Origin of the sequence: Nostoc sp. KVJ20, from assembly GCF_001712795.1 — a bacterium.
Taxonomy (GTDB): Bacteria; Cyanobacteriota; Cyanobacteriia; order Cyanobacteriales; family Nostocaceae; genus Nostoc.
In genome coordinates this window covers 16,148-33,105 of record NZ_KV757597.1, presented here as the reverse complement: position 1 = coordinate 33,105, position 16,958 = coordinate 16,148, and the positions used below count along the sequence as shown (strand labels likewise).

The 16,958-nt window shown below is 42.2% G+C and carries 21 protein-coding genes; 8 read left to right on the top strand and 13 right to left on the bottom strand.

From position 1 onward, the window contains the following. Positions 1-54: 54 nt before the first annotated feature. Both A4S05_RS11260 and A4S05_RS11255 read right to left on the bottom strand, forming a co-directional pair. Positions 55-537, bottom strand: coding sequence for a DNA cytosine methyltransferase (locus A4S05_RS11260; protein ID WP_069069918.1), 483 nt, complete (start codon positions 535-537; stop codon positions 55-57). Next, the gene (locus tag A4S05_RS11255) at positions 534-926 is read right to left on the bottom strand and encodes an ASCH domain-containing protein (protein ID WP_069069917.1); all 393 of its coding nucleotides are present in this window, start codon (positions 924-926) and stop codon (positions 534-536) included. The genes A4S05_RS11260 and A4S05_RS11255 overlap by 4 nt, the downstream gene beginning before the upstream one ends. Before the next feature lie 67 nt (positions 927-993). Between A4S05_RS11255 and A4S05_RS11250 the strand changes: the two genes are divergently transcribed. Beyond that, positions 994-1,314 (top strand): hypothetical protein, encoded by a 321-nt coding sequence (locus A4S05_RS11250; RefSeq protein WP_069069916.1) that lies wholly within the window; start codon positions 994-996, stop codon positions 1,312-1,314. 15 nt (positions 1,315-1,329) lie between these two features. Here A4S05_RS11250 and A4S05_RS11245 read toward each other — a convergent pair whose 3' ends face one another. The 10 genes from A4S05_RS11245 to A4S05_RS43200 all read right to left on the bottom strand — a co-directional run bounded on the left by A4S05_RS11245 (position 1,330) and on the right by A4S05_RS43200 (position 8,909). Beyond that, entirely contained in the window at positions 1,330-2,679 is a 1,350-nt protein-coding gene (locus A4S05_RS11245; protein ID WP_069069915.1) for a replicative DNA helicase, read from the bottom strand. Between the two features lie 2 nt (positions 2,680-2,681). After that, on the bottom strand, positions 2,682-4,166 hold the full coding sequence (locus A4S05_RS43210; protein ID WP_069069914.1) for a hypothetical protein: 1,485 nt from the start codon (positions 4,164-4,166) through the stop codon (positions 2,682-2,684). A 119-nt stretch (positions 4,167-4,285) separates the two neighbouring features. Next, positions 4,286-5,092 (bottom strand): DUF5131 family protein, encoded by an 807-nt coding sequence (locus tag A4S05_RS11235; RefSeq protein ID WP_069069913.1) that lies wholly within the window; start codon positions 5,090-5,092, stop codon positions 4,286-4,288. Then, complete coding sequence (locus A4S05_RS42575) at positions 5,085-5,771, bottom strand: HNH endonuclease (RefSeq protein WP_069069912.1); 687 nt, start codon at positions 5,769-5,771, stop codon at positions 5,085-5,087. The genes A4S05_RS11235 and A4S05_RS42575 overlap by 8 nt, the downstream gene beginning before the upstream one ends. Before the next feature lie 189 nt (positions 5,772-5,960). Then, positions 5,961-6,083, bottom strand: a complete 123-nt coding sequence (locus A4S05_RS43205) for a hypothetical protein (RefSeq protein WP_256090936.1) — start codon at positions 6,081-6,083, stop codon at positions 5,961-5,963. Beyond that, positions 6,080-6,541: a hypothetical protein gene (locus A4S05_RS11225; RefSeq protein WP_069069911.1), complete on the bottom strand. Its 462-nt coding sequence runs from the start codon at positions 6,539-6,541 to the stop codon at positions 6,080-6,082. The genes A4S05_RS43205 and A4S05_RS11225 overlap by 4 nt, the downstream gene beginning before the upstream one ends. A 63-nt stretch (positions 6,542-6,604) precedes the next feature. Next, positions 6,605-6,958 (bottom strand): hypothetical protein, encoded by a 354-nt coding sequence (locus A4S05_RS11220; protein ID WP_069069910.1) that lies wholly within the window; start codon positions 6,956-6,958, stop codon positions 6,605-6,607. After that, positions 6,958-7,887 (bottom strand): hypothetical protein, encoded by a 930-nt coding sequence (locus A4S05_RS11215; RefSeq protein ID WP_069069909.1) that lies wholly within the window; start codon positions 7,885-7,887, stop codon positions 6,958-6,960. Before A4S05_RS11215 ends, A4S05_RS11220 begins: the two co-directional genes overlap by 1 nt. A 365-nt stretch (positions 7,888-8,252) precedes the next feature. Further along, a complete protein-coding gene (locus tag A4S05_RS11210; RefSeq protein ID WP_069069908.1) occupies positions 8,253-8,579 on the bottom strand; it encodes a hypothetical protein in 327 nt (108 codons plus the stop codon). 99 nt (positions 8,580-8,678) lie between these two features. Continuing rightward, on the bottom strand, positions 8,679-8,909 hold the full coding sequence (locus A4S05_RS43200; protein WP_256090935.1) for a hypothetical protein: 231 nt from the start codon (positions 8,907-8,909) through the stop codon (positions 8,679-8,681). On the opposite strand from A4S05_RS43200, the gene A4S05_RS44225 reads away from it, so the two are divergent. The 3 genes from A4S05_RS44225 (at position 8,809) to A4S05_RS43195 (ending at position 10,377) form a co-directional block, all read left to right on the top strand. Beyond that, positions 8,809-9,012 (top strand): hypothetical protein, encoded by a 204-nt coding sequence (locus A4S05_RS44225; protein ID WP_370684425.1) that lies wholly within the window; start codon positions 8,809-8,811, stop codon positions 9,010-9,012. The genes A4S05_RS43200 and A4S05_RS44225 overlap by 101 nt on opposite strands. A gap of 171 nt (positions 9,013-9,183) precedes the next feature. Further along, a complete protein-coding gene (locus tag A4S05_RS11200; RefSeq protein WP_069069906.1) occupies positions 9,184-10,122 on the top strand; it encodes a hypothetical protein in 939 nt (312 codons plus the stop codon). A gap of 123 nt (positions 10,123-10,245) precedes the next feature. After that, positions 10,246-10,377 (top strand): hypothetical protein, encoded by a 132-nt coding sequence (locus A4S05_RS43195; RefSeq protein ID WP_256090934.1) that lies wholly within the window; start codon positions 10,246-10,248, stop codon positions 10,375-10,377. Here A4S05_RS43195 and A4S05_RS11190 read toward each other — a convergent pair. Next, positions 10,374-11,006 (bottom strand): TetR/AcrR family transcriptional regulator, encoded by a 633-nt coding sequence (locus A4S05_RS11190; protein WP_069069905.1) that lies wholly within the window; start codon positions 11,004-11,006, stop codon positions 10,374-10,376. The two genes, A4S05_RS43195 and A4S05_RS11190, sit on opposite strands and share 4 nt — an antisense overlap. A gap of 98 nt (positions 11,007-11,104) precedes the next feature. Between A4S05_RS11190 and A4S05_RS11185 the strand changes: the two genes are divergently transcribed. The 4 genes from A4S05_RS11185 (at position 11,105) to A4S05_RS11175 (ending at position 16,924) form a co-directional block, all read left to right on the top strand. Further along, entirely contained in the window at positions 11,105-11,776 is a 672-nt protein-coding gene (locus tag A4S05_RS11185) for a Coq4 family protein (RefSeq protein ID WP_069069904.1), read from the top strand. 17 nt (positions 11,777-11,793) lie between these two features. Further along, on the top strand, positions 11,794-11,997 hold the full coding sequence (locus tag A4S05_RS11180) for a hypothetical protein (RefSeq protein WP_084227074.1): 204 nt from the start codon (positions 11,794-11,796) through the stop codon (positions 11,995-11,997). Positions 11,998-12,120: 123 nt separating this feature from the next. Continuing rightward, positions 12,121-12,291: a hypothetical protein gene (locus tag A4S05_RS43190; protein WP_256090933.1), complete on the top strand. Its 171-nt coding sequence runs from the start codon at positions 12,121-12,123 to the stop codon at positions 12,289-12,291. Between the two features lie 178 nt (positions 12,292-12,469). Beyond that, positions 12,470-16,924 carry a WD40 domain-containing protein gene (locus tag A4S05_RS11175; RefSeq protein WP_069069902.1) on the top strand — a complete coding sequence of 1,485 codons (4,455 nt, stop codon included), beginning with the start codon at positions 12,470-12,472 and terminating at the stop codon, positions 16,922-16,924. Positions 16,925-16,958: the final 34 nt, after the last annotated feature.

The window sequence follows — 16,958 nt, the reverse complement described above, 5'->3', positions numbered from 1 at the left end:
ATGGCTATAAACTTTTTCATACAGCGTGTGCAGCTCGCTTTTCTACGTAATAGTCTAATCAGCTGTTTCAATACCCTTGCCCGCTTTAGCTGTATGGGCAAGGCTTACGTTGGCGCACACCGGGGAGGCATGGAGGTAATCGGGTCTTCGTGGAAAACCTAGAAATCCTGACTGTGCTACTTCTTGAACTGTTAGTTGGATTATTCTACAGCCGTATTCGCTGAAGTTGTGGTGATGGGTAAAGGCTATCGCCCGACTTAGTTCTGGTTTAGTTGGGTCAAACTCTACTGCAATAACTGGGCGAATACCAGCTTCAACCATTCCAGCTTCAATCCCGCCGCCACCCGCGAAAAGTATTACAGCGATCAGTGCATCATCTGGAAGAACTGGTTTTAATTTTGTGTTATCAAAATTTTTGCAGACATCTAATTTTGGCGATGTCTTTTTGGTTTTCGCTTTTTTGATAAAGGCGATAATATCTTCCCTGGTTGCCCCAAGGTGTTGTAGTGTGCGAATCATGGGAACTGTTTTAGTCATGCAGCCACCTCCATGACCAAATCATCCGGTACTTCAAAAATCCCCAGTTGACCAATGTAAGGAATTGGTGTGATTTCTCGCGGATTCTCCAGCTTCCAATGGTATTGCCCAGCCATCCCCCAACCAGACGCAACTTGTGAAAACTTGCAGTCAACTATTGTGACAATGCCAATAACTTGACCGCGACGTAGAGAGATTAACTCTGGGATTACTACCCCCATGCTTTGACAAAATTCTCTCGCTACCTGGTACTCTTTTTTGGTGCAGGTTTTTGCAGCGTGAATCAGAATGTCACCGCGATAATGAATAGGCCAGCCACGGTTTTCAATATCCTTGAGAGCATAAATAATTGCCCATGCCCAAGGCTGACGAACAGATAGCGCTTTCATGGGTTCTAAAAAGTTGGGGAAATGATCTTTGTGGCATTATGGAAAGTAAACAGAGGTGAATCCCATCATGACTTCTTCTCTTGAACCAGAAGATATCAACGTCAGACTAGACGATATTGACACTCGCTTAGAAGAAGTGGGCGACCAGCTAGATTTACTCCGTACAATACAAGATGCCAATCGAAGGGAGACACGGGGTAACTCACAAACTGTCGCCCGACTAGAGCGTACAGTGAGAGAATTAAGTGAGATAGCCCGTTTACATCAAGAAGGACTACGTGTTGCCCAACGTGATGCCGAACGCGATCGCCAAGTCTTTCAAGAGGAAATCCGCAGAATTTGGGAGTATTTACGCGATCGCAACGGCGGCAGCAGTACACCCAATTAATTAACTCCATCGCCTTCACCTCGCCAAGTTCAAAAATTTCGATGTAGATAAATCGCACAACATCGTCGCAGTGCCGAGCTTACCGTAAAGGCGGTTTTTCTCAACAATTAACTCGATAGTGCGATCGCTTGGGTCTTTTGTGTAGACAGCATCGCGGTAAAGCATAATTAACTGGTCACAAACCTCAAAGATTTCACCAGAGTTGCGGAGTAAATGACGATTGGGGCGTTTATCAGCCGTTGTTTGATTGCCCCGATTGATTTGACAGCCCAAGAAAACAGGGATTTTATGAGACTTGGCAATATCCCGAATCTGACGGGTAATCTTGCCGACTTCAAAAGCCATGTTTCCGCCGGATTCCAGAGGAATCTGCTGCAAGTAGTCAATAAACACAGCACCAATAGAACCACCAAATTCGGCAATAGCACGGCGCACAGCAGAAGCAATCATTGTGGTTGTAGGGGAAGAATGCTCGTAAACTTTCCAAGGCAACTCCACCATCTGTCCTATGCCTTGTGCTATTTGCTCCCAGTAACATTGAGTATTGGTTTGAATCATAGAAGCGTCTACGCCTGTGATTCGGGCTAGCATTCGGGCATTAAGTTGATTCTTGTCCATTTCTGGAGTTACGTACAGAACTGGTTTTCCAAGTTTGGTCATGATTTCGTAAGCGTAAGAAATCATGAAGTGGGTTTTACCCATGTGGGATTCAGCTGCTACTACTACCAAGCTGCTGGGATAAATCCCCCCAGTGATATTTTCGAGGTCGTACCAACCAACTTTGTCGCCTGCCATATTCCCCATCTCCAGCTTTTGAAAAAGTTCAATGCCCATATCTTGCGCTGAGAAAACCTTGCAGCGTTCATCGCTTTGATTTTGGGTAACGGTGAAAACTTTCGCCTCAGCTTGCCCAAGGACAAGTGGTAGTTCAGTTTCTGTTTCGTAACCGAGATGGACAATTTCATTGCCCACTTTGATTAGCTGCCGCCGTCGATATTTCTCCATTACCAAATCAGCCAAAGCATCGATGTTAACGGCGGACACAGTGCGGTCTACCAAAGTCGCTAGCTTATTTCTGCCACCAATGCGATTGAGCAAATTGTGGTCAGCCAACCATGCGGTGACAGAAAGTAAATCTGTGGGTTGGTATGTAGCATGAAGTTGGACTGCGGCTTGATAAATATCTTTGTGGGCGCTGATGTAAAAGGCTTGGGTCACTAAGCGATCGCTGATTCTAGTCATCGCTTCTGGGTCAAGCATAATTCCGCCTAAAATAGCTTCTTCAGCCTCAATGTTTTGTGGAGGCAGACCTGAAACTGGATAGTTAGAGCCAAAAGGAATTACGTTGTCTTGATTAGAGTGCATAATTATGCTCTTAGTGCTAATTTTAACTGCGCTTCAACTTCTCGCAAATTTGTGGAAGATTGTCTGTTGTTGCTCGGAACTTTTGCAGAAGAAGCTGCGGCTTGAAGTTTTGCCTTTAGCTCCAGCATTTGTGGGCTGTTTTGATAGCCATTGGATGGAACCCGAATGGATTGTTCTTGCTGACGGCGCTTATGGTCTTGTGCCAACGCATCTTCGAGCGTGGTAGCGGTGGTATTGTCCGGTGTCTGAGTTGAAGCGTTGATTTGCGTGCCAGCAATGGGCTGTTTGTGTGTTTGCAATGCTTGCTGATAGCGCTGCATCAGGTTCGTCCAACCACCCTTGGTTTTCTCCCAGGTATTCATGACTGCGATCGCATGATCTATTTCCTGTTGTGCGGAGCGTTTCGATTTCGTGGCTAACTCAGCAGCCAAGAAGTCCACGACTATCGGGTTGAAGTTCTGGTAGAGGTTATTCAGCTTTCGTTCTCCATTGCGCCAAGGTAAAACCCAGCAATTCCACTTGATTGTTTCTCTGACAAGCAGTGGTAGAGAATCATCACTCATAGCAGTCGGGTCTGTTAGCCAAGCATCAATCAGTTCTTTTACGTTCTGCGCTGTCTTGTAGGGAAAGGTTAGTTGCGGCTTATTCGCTTGTTCGCGTTTCTCGAATGACCCTGCCGCAATAGTTGATCCACTTGAGGGGTTATCGGTTTGTTGCAAAGACTCGGAATTTTTTGACAACGAAGCGCGTTGTTGTGGGGTTGATTCTTCTAAACTTGGTTTTTCTGGAATTGGTTTTTCAAGTTCAATTTCTTCCGTTGTTAAATCAAGTTCTTCTTTTTCACACACACTCTCTTGGGTGGGGGGCGCGGGTGGCGAAGCCAGGGGCGCATTGTGTGTAATCTCTGAAGTAATCTTTGAAGTAATCTCTGTATCTATTAGATCATTTTCACCTTTTCGGCAATTGGAATTTAACCTTTTCGGAAATTCCATTTTCACCTTTTCGGCAATTCCATTTTCACCTTTTCGGAAATTCACTTTTTCGTCAGAACCAGAAGCTACTTGTGTTTTGATATGTTCAGGAGCTAATGATGGAGTTTGAACTACAAGATTTAGTAGTTCAAGAAAATTCTCCCAGTCGATTCGGATATGTTTAGTTGGACTATTAGCAAATTTGTAAAGCGCAGTCACAATTAGATTTTTGGACTCTAATAACTTGATAGCTGTATCAAATTGCTTGGGTGTAATTCTGCACTCTTTCCACCAATCATCACGCTTTTTAGCCAGCCACTTGTGCCCCTCACGTTCAATTCTGAGTCGGGGTTGCCCTTCATGATCCGGTAAATGCCAGTAAATGATCTGACTAAGTAAAATTCCAGCGATTAAGTCACCGCCAGCCACGTCTACATAACAACGTTTGACTTCTATCGTGTCCCTAGAACGCGATTCCCAGGCTAGAAAACTGTTTTGGTCAGAGAGCCAATTCATCTTTCTAGACCTCCTTTCATCATGTTTTCTGCTAGAATCATGGTTATATTCTCCATTCCTCAAAAATTGTGAGTTTATTCTTCCCCCGCACTGCGCTACAGGCGGGGGTTTTGCTTTATTCACGCATCAAACGGAAATTGTCTAACTTGCAGATGAAGAGGAAACTCTTCAATTTTTCCCCCTTTTTTGTCACGGGTTTTGAATCGCTGTCCCCCAAATATTGCATTCGCCCCCAACTGCTTCACAAACACAGGTGTTTTAACTGCGTGACATTGTTGGACAATTGAATTAATCCATTCAATGTGGCATGGTCTGGAATTTGGGCCAGATTCACCACCAACAATGACTAACTGAGCATCATTCAAATAGTGAGTAATATCACCCAAATCTTCTAGTAATGGTTCAACTGACCAGAACCGAATTAAAGCCGGAATTTGAGCAAGAAATTGACTACGTTCTTCTAAAGTGCGGCGATTCTCAATCGAAGTTCCTGGCCAAATATTTAAAGGTAGCTTGTCTAGTCCATGACAAGAAAGCCATTCATCCATAGATGACAGCATGATTTCTGGGCGTTTAGTGAGAATCTGAAATATTTGATTGGGTGCAACGAACATTCCGTCCAGCATTTCATGTTGCCAAAAACGCGGAACCCACTCACCAAAAACATCAGTCATTGAAGAAACGAAATGCTTCTTAGGTTTTCTTTGGAATCCCCATTTCCGAATAGCTTCTGTATCTAACACTAGCTCTGGTGGTTGCCCAGAGTAGGGTTGCTTGTTTCCGCCAAAGAAAGAATTTTGATTTAATTTCTCTGCATAACAGTTTGCACAACCCTCGCTTTTCTTATGACACCACCAACCGCCAACTTTTGCACGGATGATATTATCTGTTTGGTCAGTCCAAGATATTTGTGTAATACTACTCATTTGTTTGCTCCTCTGTAAATAAAATCCAAAACACTTCATGAGGGATTATGTTGTTTTTAGCTAGCCATTCATTTAAATTGGAGTGATTTTTTGAACTGTTGCAGTGACGACAGCACGGTACAAGATTTCCTTTTTTTGATTTACCGCCTTTGACAACAGGAATGACGTGATCCAATCCAGTAGCTTGGCTTTTACAACAATAAACACACAAACCCTTAGATATATTCATCAATTCATTTTTTAAATGCAGAGAAATAGGATCTATTTTTTTTCGCCTATCTCTTACACGCTGCACAATTTTAAATCTAGTTTCTTCATTTTCGTGGTATATTTTCTTCTGTTCCCTTGCAAGACAGGATGTACAAGCCCCTCGCCATTTGCTATTAGTAACTTTTTGAATCCATTCCTTGCATCCACGACACCACGCAAAGCCAGTTTTTGCTTTTTCAATTCTTTCGGGCTTACTTGGAGAGTTGTCTTTTTTAGGGTAGTCACAATTTTTACAGATTGCTTTTAAAGCATCCCACCTGCTTTTATCTTGGCTATAATTAGTTTTATTTTTCCATTGTCTGCATTTGTAGCACCATTTTTGACCCGAATTTACCAGGGATTGATACTCTTCTAAAGATATTCCTATTCGGCGTGCGTGCTTTTTAAGTGTCCCAATTAAACTTCCCATAATTAAAGATATCTTTGATAGTAGGTACTAATTTCACTGTTGGCGATTTCGCTCACAATCGATAAAGCGGATTGAGGACTAATCGCTTTATCTGGGGTTTTGTAAAAGCCAGCAATTCTATTAGCAGGGCGTGTAATAATTCGTTGTTGTGTAGTGCGTTTGTCCCAAACAAAACACGAAATCGTGATGTTATCTGTTGCGCCGTAGTAGTTCCGTTGTGAACCACGATGGAGATTCGTAAAAGTTTAGAGGATGTCGGGTGACAGTTTCGATGACGGTGATTTCTGGCGCTAATAATGGTGTAACAGTCATACTTCATCCTCACTAAATTCAATGTGGCTTAAAGTCTGAAGTTCAACAGCCAATCCACTTAAGAACTTTTGGAGTTCAACTGTTGCCAATTCTTTGGATATCTCTTTTTCTGACGTATAAATAAGTTGCTCGTGATGCCCAAAGTAAACTTCTGTACGAGTTAAGTTCTGCTCTGTGTCAGTTAACAGAGTCAAAGTAAATCTTCCAAGTTTACAAAAGTAATAGAGACGCTTTGAACTCCAAGACTTTCCGGTTTGCCAAGTAATTTGGGGTTTTTTACCAATGTGAACGCTGATAGATTCAAAATCAACGTGGAAGATATTCAGTAAGGCAAGCATTTGTCCACTGTTGTAATGGTCTACAACATGCTGTCTAATGCCTAATTCTGCTAAACCTTCAGGAATATCAATGTGAGCTTCAGATGAGATTTTTTCAACTACTGTGACTATGGCTTTCATATCCACTTACCCATCTTGTATTTTGTAAGAAAGTATTTCCTTGGTGCATTACCCGCGCTTCAATTAAACCCCTGGCAACAAACGTTCTTCAGGGAATAAACAATCGGTTTCATATTCGTCATCATCCTCATCTGAACACTCATCTTTGATGGATTCAAATTCTTCGACTGCGAAAATAGCCATAGCCACACACGCTCTTTCTGCTGGATGTGTAGCTGATTGCATCCGATAGTCTTCGGGGACTACATAGCCAAGAAGCGCATAGAATTTCTTAGCTAGTTTTTCAATGAGTGCGTCTTTTTGAAAAATTCCAAGTTCCATATCCTTTCCCCTCAAGGTAGAATTTGCCTTTGTTGTAAAAGTCTTAATTTTCTCTGATTCGGCGATCGCTCTGCTTGACCGATGACCAATGACCATCAAGCAGTAACTACAGCTTTCTTTGAGAAAGCCCCCGCCTGCCTTAGCGCTGCACCAGGGCTAGGGTGAGCAAAGAACTCTTCTATAGCTTTGGTCAACCCAGCCGCAACAGCCGGATCGTGACAAGCGTAGACATAGATGTGCTGTTGAACGCCATTGACTAATCGTGTTTCTTGGCGATCGCCTAAGTGTGAGTAAAATGTTCTCACCCATGTGCCCAAGTGTCCCCGATAGTGAGCGCCGCTCAGGGGGACTTTTTTACCAAGTTCGCTCTCAGCAAAATTCACCACGCCCATCCACTTTTCTTGTGTGCCGGTTAAGGACTGTCTGTTGTAGTCAGCTATCAGATTGGCGGCGAAGTCTTTGCAATTTTGTTCCATGTATGGGTTGAGTCTGCCACCGGTGAGTTCGGCTAAAGTCTTCATGGCCTGTACGAAAGTATGTAGCCGTTGCTCGACTGGAGGGAGGGCTGGGATAGGTGAATGAGTTTGAGAGGGAACACTTTTAATGGCTGCAACTAAGTCTAAAATGATGGTTCTAACTTGTGCTGCGATTGTGGATTGCTGTAACATCATTGCGATTCTTAACGCCCCAAGAGCCGAAAAAACTCTCGCCTGGGATGTTTTTGATGGTAGACAGAGCATCTGTCGAGCATCCCTTAGCTCTTTACCTGTAAGGGTTTTAGTTTCTGTGGCTTGGAATTCTGAGTGATTGACTCTGTAGATTTCTTTGACTGCGGATTCTGTGACTGAAAAATATTCTGCAATCATTCCAGTAGTCGCCCAACCATTACCCTCCCAGACAGCGAACACTATTGCTTTGGCTTTGCTTAGAACCATTTCTGCGCGTGAATCATCAAGGTTAGAAAGTGCAGAAGTTCTCAATGAGGGAGACTCGATAAAAACATTTTGATTCAAAGGTAAATTCATATTGACTCCTAACTAAATTTCCAAATTTTAGATATTGATTTCAACACCACTTCTTAAGTCATATTTCACCTCAGCGAAAGTTTCATTGATTAATGCTTTGTGTGCGATAATTAGAAATCTGTAGCGGGAGAAAAACTTCCGTGCGTTCATCTAAAGTAATGGCATTCCTTTAGATGAACGCTTTTGTATTAATCAGAAAGGTGTGAATTGGAGGGGGAAAGGGGAAAGGGTAAGGGGCAAAGGAAGGAGGAGAAAAGACTTTTCTCAATACAGTACAGAGCAAGTATTTTTAAATATGGATGTTTCCATTCTCCTTTAACCCTTCTCTTTTTTCCCTATTATTCACGGTCTAACTCCTTACTTCCTTAGCCATTGTTTGCATCCTTAGTTAATACGCTTAACTGACGGTTAAGAATATTTATCTGCTGTTGGTAAAAGTCAATTTCAGCAGTGATTTGGTGGAATAATTCTTCTGGTGTGAGCGGTTGGATTTGCTCCTCTTGCAAGTACGATGTTTCGTTAGAGTTTTTGTTAGGCATCAGCACATAGCGCCAACCATCATCAAATTGTTCAGCCAACTCTGTACCCAAAGGATAGTAATAAAGTCCCAGGATGATGCCCTGTTGTGTACGCTGTTCCAAGTTAAAGCGAGGGTAGGGCCAGTGTTGAGGGATCGAGATTGTGGGTTGCATAGATGAATAGGTGAATGAAGGAAAATAATCAGTGAGCAGTTACCAGTTATCAGTTAACAGTGTTGAATTTTGATAACTGTTAACTGTTTACTGTTTGAATTACGCTGTGACTAACTCCGCTCTCTCCAGCAGCCGTTGCAATTTATCGCCAGTTAGCTGTTCTAACGGCTGATCTAAAAAATATTCATCAAAAATAGCTAAGTCAATACCTTTAGATACGCTAGATAAGTTGTGCAAAATTTTACAATGCGAAGTTGGTGAGTTACTAGTTCGTGTGCCGGATGATGAGGAAAACTCACAACTACCCATAAGTACAATTACTCCAGCCACGGAGCAAAATAGTCCTGTAGATGAGTCTAAATCTCAAAGCAACAAGAAAGCAAAAAAATCTGTCGGTAGTATAGTGTTGCCATTTGAAAAAAGGTCAGCATGAAGACTAAATAGAAATTTTTTTAAAAAATAATTGTCAATCCATTAACTACTGTACAGTTCATTGACTAGGACAAAGTAACTGCTGGTTCAACAGAGGTGATCTTAGCTAATACAGTTACATAATGGCAGAACTCAATTCCTGCTTAAACACTGGCAAATTAAAGGTGGAATGATGAACAAACCACCTCGTAAACGCAAAAAAGCCACCTCTGGCGCATCCAGTGGCTCAGAACCACCAGCTAGCTCTACAAATGAGGATATCTCCCAGCAAGTAGATCCTGCTACAGCAACAATCACCGTTACTGCTGTCGAAGTTCCAGAGTTGACAGAAGAAGAACAGCGCGATCGCCTTCACCTAGAGCGCCGTGTGGAAAGAGCGTTTTTTGAGGCAGGGAAAGCGCTGACAGAATTGAGGGACAGACGGCTTTATCGCTCCACGCATAAAACCTTTGAAGAATATTGCCGCGATCGCTTTGGGCATAGTCGGCAACAATCAAATTATTTGATTGCAGCAGCTGGTGTTTACGAAAATTTGACAACCATTGGTTGTCAAAATGTGGCAAATGAGAATTTGACAACCAATGGATCACAAATTCTACCCACGAGTGAGCGCCAAGTCCGACCCATGACAAAGCTTGAACCCCAGGAACAGCAAGAAGTGTGGCTAAGGGCAGTAGAACTTGCTGGTGGGAAAGTGCCGACTGGTAGAATCGTCAAAGATGCGGTGCAGCGCATAATGGAACGCACGAAAGTACCCAATACCTACCAAATCAGCGAAGTGTGCCAAATCCTTGTTAAAGACAATTCTGAACTGAGAGGCAAGGGTGGCTGTTGGGGGATTGTCAGCCAAGCAAATGAGTTTAGTTGCACCGTGAGAATGTGGGATGGTGAGTACACCATTGGGTTACAGCACCTGAAATCTTACGAATACTTGCCTGCCGAGTGTGAGCAGATGCGGGTGATTTGTGATCGCATCAATCGGGTGTATTCGAGTGGGCTGGAGGAGTCAGTGCAGAGGTTTTTGGAGTCGCTGGGGAAGCTTAATCGTGCTTATCTGACGGATTTGGAAGAGAAAGTGTTGAAGGTTCTGGAGTCAGAAATTAGAGATTAATGTAACTGTTACATAAATACTACCAGTTAATCTTTTGTTTTTTTTTAGTATGGGGAGTACACTGTCAGAATTCGCATCAGTAGATTAGGTTAAAAGGGTAACTTGGAAGATGCCCCAAGTGCTATGTTGAAGTACTTGGGGGAGTTGAAGCGGGCGTATTTGACTGCGTTTGAAGAAGAACTTTTGGGCTTCATAGAGGCAAAAACGTTTATCACAAAGGCGGGAGCAAGTATTGAAGATATTCAAGATAGTTAAATTTGATATGTTTGCAAATAGGCAGTAATTAAGGTTTTGGTTTCCTTCACCAGTTGTTTGCCTTCAAGTGGCTCACGCGTGAATGAAAGCCACAGCAGTTCATTAGAGACTTTGACTACGGTTGTGGCAATCAGTCGAGATTGAGTGGCATCAAGTAAAGGATTTCGCCGTGAAAAGAAATTAGCGAGTTCAACTAATATTTGTTGGTCATATTCGTTAAACTTACTAGCATCAGTAACTGTCATCAAGTCGATTAACTGTTCTAATACTGCTCGATAACCAGGATGCTGCTGTGCAAAATCTTCAAACGCATTTACCATGCGCTCAACGTAAGTAGCAATGTCAGCCTTTGCCAGCTCTGTATGAAGTTGTACAAAAATTTGATATTCCTGTTCAAAGTAGCGATTGGCAAGCGCCTGGACAAGTGCCTCTTTGTCTGGAAAAAATTGGTATAACGAGCCAACTGGAATGGCTGCACGTGTGGCGATAGCTCTTGTAGTGGTTTGCTCATAACCAAATTCAATAAAAAGCTGCTCTGCCACATCCAAAATGTGATGAACTCGTTCTTGGCTACGTGCCTGCTTGGGTTGCCGTCGCATGGTTGAGGCTTTGTGAAATTTTTTTGTCATCCTTCAAGATTATCATTGACAAACATGAACAATGTTCATATATTGAAAATGAACATTGTTCATGTTTGTGGTGAATTCTGTATTTAATAGGTCATATCATGGCATCCATTGTTCAGACACTCAAAGGGATAAAAGCTTTCGTCATGCTTTTGTTAGATGAAAACGGTAATCTCAAACCTGTTTGGGAATTGAGCAATAGCCTACTCGATAGTCGTGCTTTTCAACTAGCGGTTGCAGGTATGAAAACAATGCCAGAAGTCGCAGATATCTTGGCACAACGCTATATTGCTCCTACACATGATTTAGAAGCTTTACTACAATATCCTCCAGATTCCTTGGGCTATATTTATGCCAGCCACATGAAACAGTTAGGATTTAAAACGCTAGAGCCAGAAATAAAGATCGATTCTGATAGCAGTTACGTAGAAAATCGCTGGCAGCAGACCCATGATATTTGGCACATAATTACCGGATTTGATACAAGTGAAATTGGAGAAATTGGCTTGCAAGCTTTTTATTTGGCACAACTTCAACTACCTTTAGCAAGCTTGTTGATTGCTAACGCACTAATTGCTGTGACGCTATGGCAACCGCAATCTCTGTGTCCTCTGCTGATGGCGATCTCACAAGGATGGGAAATGGGCAATAATGCTAAACCTCTGATTGCTCAGAAATGGGAGCAGTTCTGGGAAAAGCCTGTAGCACTATTGCGTGCAGAATTAAATGTGCAACCAATTAACGCCTGTGAATTTGCCTTGAAATCGGTTTGATTGCAAGTTGAATAGAGATGGGGAGCAAGCTTTTTTGGCGTCTGATTCGTTACACCTATCCTTGGTTGCCGCTACTTATAACTGTGTGGCACATCATTAGATTAACAGGTATCGACCGTTGCCGCGCCCAAGTTCGATTTTGGATACTCTTGAGCCGGATTGATTTTGCTAGTTTAATAGCACTCGTGGGCGACCTAATTCAACCTGAATTCTGGGCTTGACAAGTCTCAAACATCTACTAAATTGGTGAGATTTGCCAAATCCTAGCTCTTGACAATCTCGAACTCAGAGGCAAGAGCGGTTGCTGGGCGATTGTTAGCGCACTTAATGACTTCATCTGTACCGTGAGAACCTGGGATGCAGAATTGACGGTTGGTCTGAAGCATCTGAAATCGTTCAATTATCTGCCTGCCGAGTGTGAGCAGATGCGGGTGATTTGCGATCGCATTAATCAGGTGTATTCCGATCCGCTGGAGGAGACAGTCAAAAGTCTGTTGCAGTCGTTGGAAAGGTAAATCGGCCTTATCTAACTGAGTTGGAAGAAAAACTTTTGAGCCTTCTAGAGTCCGAAGTTAAAGGCTAATAGCTAACTGTACTGTCAACTATTCATAAAACTGTTTTTGGCAGTATATTATTTGTAACAGTAATTACCCCTTAGTTAGCAAGATAGCTCTGTGTTTTTGGAGTATTTTAATGAGCTTGATTAACCTGGATCTGGTCTTCAACGCAATTACTAGCATCGCCAACCCTTTGATTAAAGAAAAAATTCTGCGTTCGGAGACTGTAATTAAGTTACTCCAGCAATTTCACCTCGATCCAGAGCATCCACCTGCTGATTTTAGTGGTGTTTACGCTTACGCCCTAGTAGAATATGGCGTAGGCAAACCTAAGCCATTGCTCGAATTGTTCCGACAACAAGCAATTAAACAAGCTTTTCGCACAGCATTAGACCATAATAACCCCTCAATTCTGCTTTCTGAGGTTGATGCTTTTTTAGATACCTATACCTTGGGTGATGACATCAAAAGTTTGGAACTTGAGGTCAGGCGAGAAGTGGCTGAATTTGCGACTGTATTTATTGAAGTTGCTAAACGCACTCGCACTCCCTCTGATGTATTGCTAAACCAGAAAATTGGTTCTCTACATAAAAGGATTGCTTGTATCCAAGAACAACTGGAAAGATTGCCGACGCTGGAGGGAATTCGTACAGAAATAGCAAGGTTGGCAGTAGAGAATTATCCCGCACTACCAGGAACTGCAACTGAAAATCAATGTAGAGCGATCGCACTAGCCCAGCAGATGCGAGGATGGTTTGAAACCTTGGGCTATGACTTTGAAAAATATGAAATCTGGGTAGAGGAATATTTTGAATGGATAATTCACATCCCAGTACGTCGCAGTTATGACCGTATTCTTATACGTGGCGTTGCAGGAGAGGTGGGACTGAGTGATGTCATGGCGTTGCGTTCCTCAGTTGAAGAACAAAAAACTGATGAAGGATGGCTGGTGACTACCCGTCGGATTTCGCGTGCCGCACGGGATGAAGTCAAGAAAGAAGAAAATCGTCACCTTGACTGCTTTACATTTGACGAACTGATTGACTTAGATGCTGACTTTAATGGTTATATTGACTGGTTAGAAGCAGAAATCAAACGCCGAAAAATTGATACCAAGTATGTACCGCTTGCTTGTACAAAAGAAGAAATTGACCCAATTACCAAGCGGCGGATTGGCATGAGTCGTTATGAGGAAGAAGACGGCTGGATTGATGGATATATCGATCTTTGGCTTGATGACCCAGCCAAAGAGCATATTTCAATTCTGGGAGAATTTGGTACAGGTAAAACTTGGTTTGTATTTCACTATGCTTGGACTGCATTGCAACGTTACCGCGATGCCCAAAAACGTGGCGTTGAACGTCCCCGTCTGCCTTTGGTAATTACCCTGCGTGACTTTGCCAAGGCACTAAATGTTGAGAATGTTTTGGCAGGTTTCTTTTTTACCCAACACAATATCCGCATCAACAGCGAAGTCTTTGACCAACTTAATCGTATGGGTAAGTTGCTGCTCATTTTCGATGGCTTTGACGAAATGGCAGCAAAAGTTGACCGTCAACAGATGATTAACAACTTTTGGGAACTGGCGAAGGTGGTAGTTCCCGGTGCTAAAGTCATCCTCACCTGTCGTACTGAGCATTTTCCAGAGGCGAAGGAAGGACGTGCTTTACTAAATGCAGAACTGCAAGCATCAACTAAAAAATTAACTGGTGAAACACCGCAATTTGAAGTCTTGGAATTGGAGAAATTCAATGATGAGCAAATTCGGCAGGTGCTTTCATACCAAGCTGAACCAGCAACAGTTGAGCAGGTAATCGGCAATCCGCAATTATTAGACTTAGCCCGTCGTCCAGTAATGACTGACTTAATCTTAGAAGCCTTGCCAGATATTGAAGCGGGTAAACCTGTGGATATGTCACGGGTTTATCTTTATGCAGTACGGCGCAAGATGGAACGGGATATTAAAGCGGAGCGTACTTTTACTTCTTTGGCTGATAAACTGTACTTTTTGTGCGAACTTTCTTGGGAAATGCTATCTAGTAACCAAATGAGCCTGAATTATCGGCTGTTCCCAGAACGCATTCGTCGCTTATTTGGTTCTATTGTTCAAGAAGAGAAGGATTTAGATCACTGGCATTATGACATGATGGCGCAGACGATGCTTGTCCGCAATGCTGATGGTGACTATACTCCAGCGCATAGGTCGTTATTAGAGTTTTTTGTGGCGTATAAATTTGCAGCAGAGTTGGGTGCGTTAGCTAGCGATTTTAGGGAATTAGCCCAAACACAGTCAGGTTTTGATAGCAGTGCTGCGCCTGTTGATTATACTTGGTCTGGTTATTTTTCGCGTCAAGGGAGTAGTGAGGCGATGCCTGCGGCAACCCCTTTGAGTAATGCACCCCTTAGAGAATTTAGTAGTGAGCCTTTGGAGAAGTTAAGGCAGACTTTTGGTAAAGCGCCTTTGACAAAAGCAGTGATGGATTTACTTTTACCGATGTTGGGTAATAATGATCACCTGATTAAAGTTATTGAAGCAACGCGCTTTAGAAATGAGGATGTGGTTGGTTATGTTGGCGGAAATGCAGCAACGTTAGCAGTCAAAGTTGATAAGGGTTCATTGGAAGGGAGAGATTTTAGTAGTGCGGTGATTAAGAGCGCAGATTTTACTAGTGTGATTTTGCGAAATGTCAATTTTAGAGAGGCAAATCTAGCTGATTCAGTTTTTGCAAATACTTTAAGTCAAATTTTTTCGGTAGCGTTTAACTCTGATGGGCAACTTTTGGCGATGGGTGATGCTGCAAATATTCGCTTGTGGCGAATTACTGATAAACAACAAATTCTGACTTTTTACGGGCATCAAAACTTAGTATATTCAGTAATTTTTAGTTCTGATGATCAAGTGCTTGCTAGTGCAAGTACTGACTGTACACTAAAGCTTTGGGATGTTAAATCGGGAAGATGTATACAAACGTTACTTGGCCATACTGCTACAGTTAGAACAATAGCGTTTAGCCCAGATAATCAAGTTATTGCCAGTGGGAGCGAAGACAAAACAGCAAAATTGTGGGATGTAAAAACTGGTGAATGTTTGATGACCTTTTCAGCCCAAAATAGCCTTGTAAGGGCAATTGCATTTAGCTCCGATGGTGAAATATTTGCTTTTAGCAGTAGCAACTATACTATTAATTTGTGTAATATACGTACATCTCAGAGCCAAAAGATTTTACAAGGACATATCAGCTATGTAAGAGCGATTATTTTTAGCCCTAATGGAAAAATTATTGCCAGTAGTAGTCACGACTGTACAATCAAGCTATGGGATACAAACACTGGTGAATGTCTCAAAACTTTGCATGGACACACAGACGTAGTTAACTCAATTGCTTGTGATTCTGATGGAAAAATTATCGTTAGTGGTAGTACTGACCGTACAATCAAGCTATGGGATACAAACACTGGTGAATGCCTTAAAACTCTACAAGGGCATGATAATTGGATACAATCTGTTGCTTTTAGCCCTGATGGTCAAACTCTAGCTAGTGGAAGTCAAGACCATTCTGCAAAGCTTTGGGATGTAAACACAGGTGAATGCCTTTACAGTTTTCAAGGATATGCTAACTGGTTAAAGGCAATTGTGTTTAATCCTAGTGGACAACTCGTTGCTAGTGGTGGACAAGACCATATAGTTAGATTGTGGGATACCAATACAGGTAAATGTACAAAAGAGTTACAGGGACATACTGATTGGATACGATGTCTAGCCTTTAGCCCTGATGGTCGAATTCTCGCCAGTGGAAGTAATGACTTTACAGTTAGGTTATGGAATATTCAAACAGGAGAATGTAGCAAAATTTTACGAGGAGATACTGGAAAATTATCTTCAATAGCATTTAGTCCTGATGGGCTTAAACTAGCAATTGCTTCTGGTCAGACAATACAGCTTTGGGATTTTGATATAGAACAAAATATTTATGAAATAATAGCGCATAAAGGCTCTATAACCAAACTTGCTTTTAGTTGTGATGGTCAAATTATTGCTAGTCTTAGCTATGATGACACTGTAAAACTTTGGGATGTTACAACGGGTAAATGCTTTAAAACTTTAACAGGAAAGAAAAATTGGTCAAGATCGGGTGCTTTTAGTGCTGACACAACAATTATTGCTACCTGTAGTGATGACTATATAGCAAGGCTTTGGAATATTTATACTGGTCAATGCTTAATGACTTTGGAGGAACATACTGGGCAAATCAAGGCATTTGCTTTTAGTTGTGATGGTCAGGTTCTTGCTACTGGAAGCGATGATTTAACTATCAAGCTTTGGAATGTACACACAGGTAAAAGCTTAATCACATTGCTGGGACATACTAGAACAATATCATCAATTAGTTTTAGTCCAAATGGTGAAGTTTTTAGCAGTTGTGCCGAAGATGGGCTAATCAAAATTTGGAACATCAATACGGGCGAGTGTTTAAAAACTCTGAGAAGCGATCGCCCTTATGAACGCATGAACATTACAGGCGTTAAAGGCTTAACTGAAGCTGAAAAAGGCACACTTAAAGCATTAGGTGCGGTGGAAGATGGAGAATAAATCAGGAATGATATGCAAGCTATGTTTAGTCGAT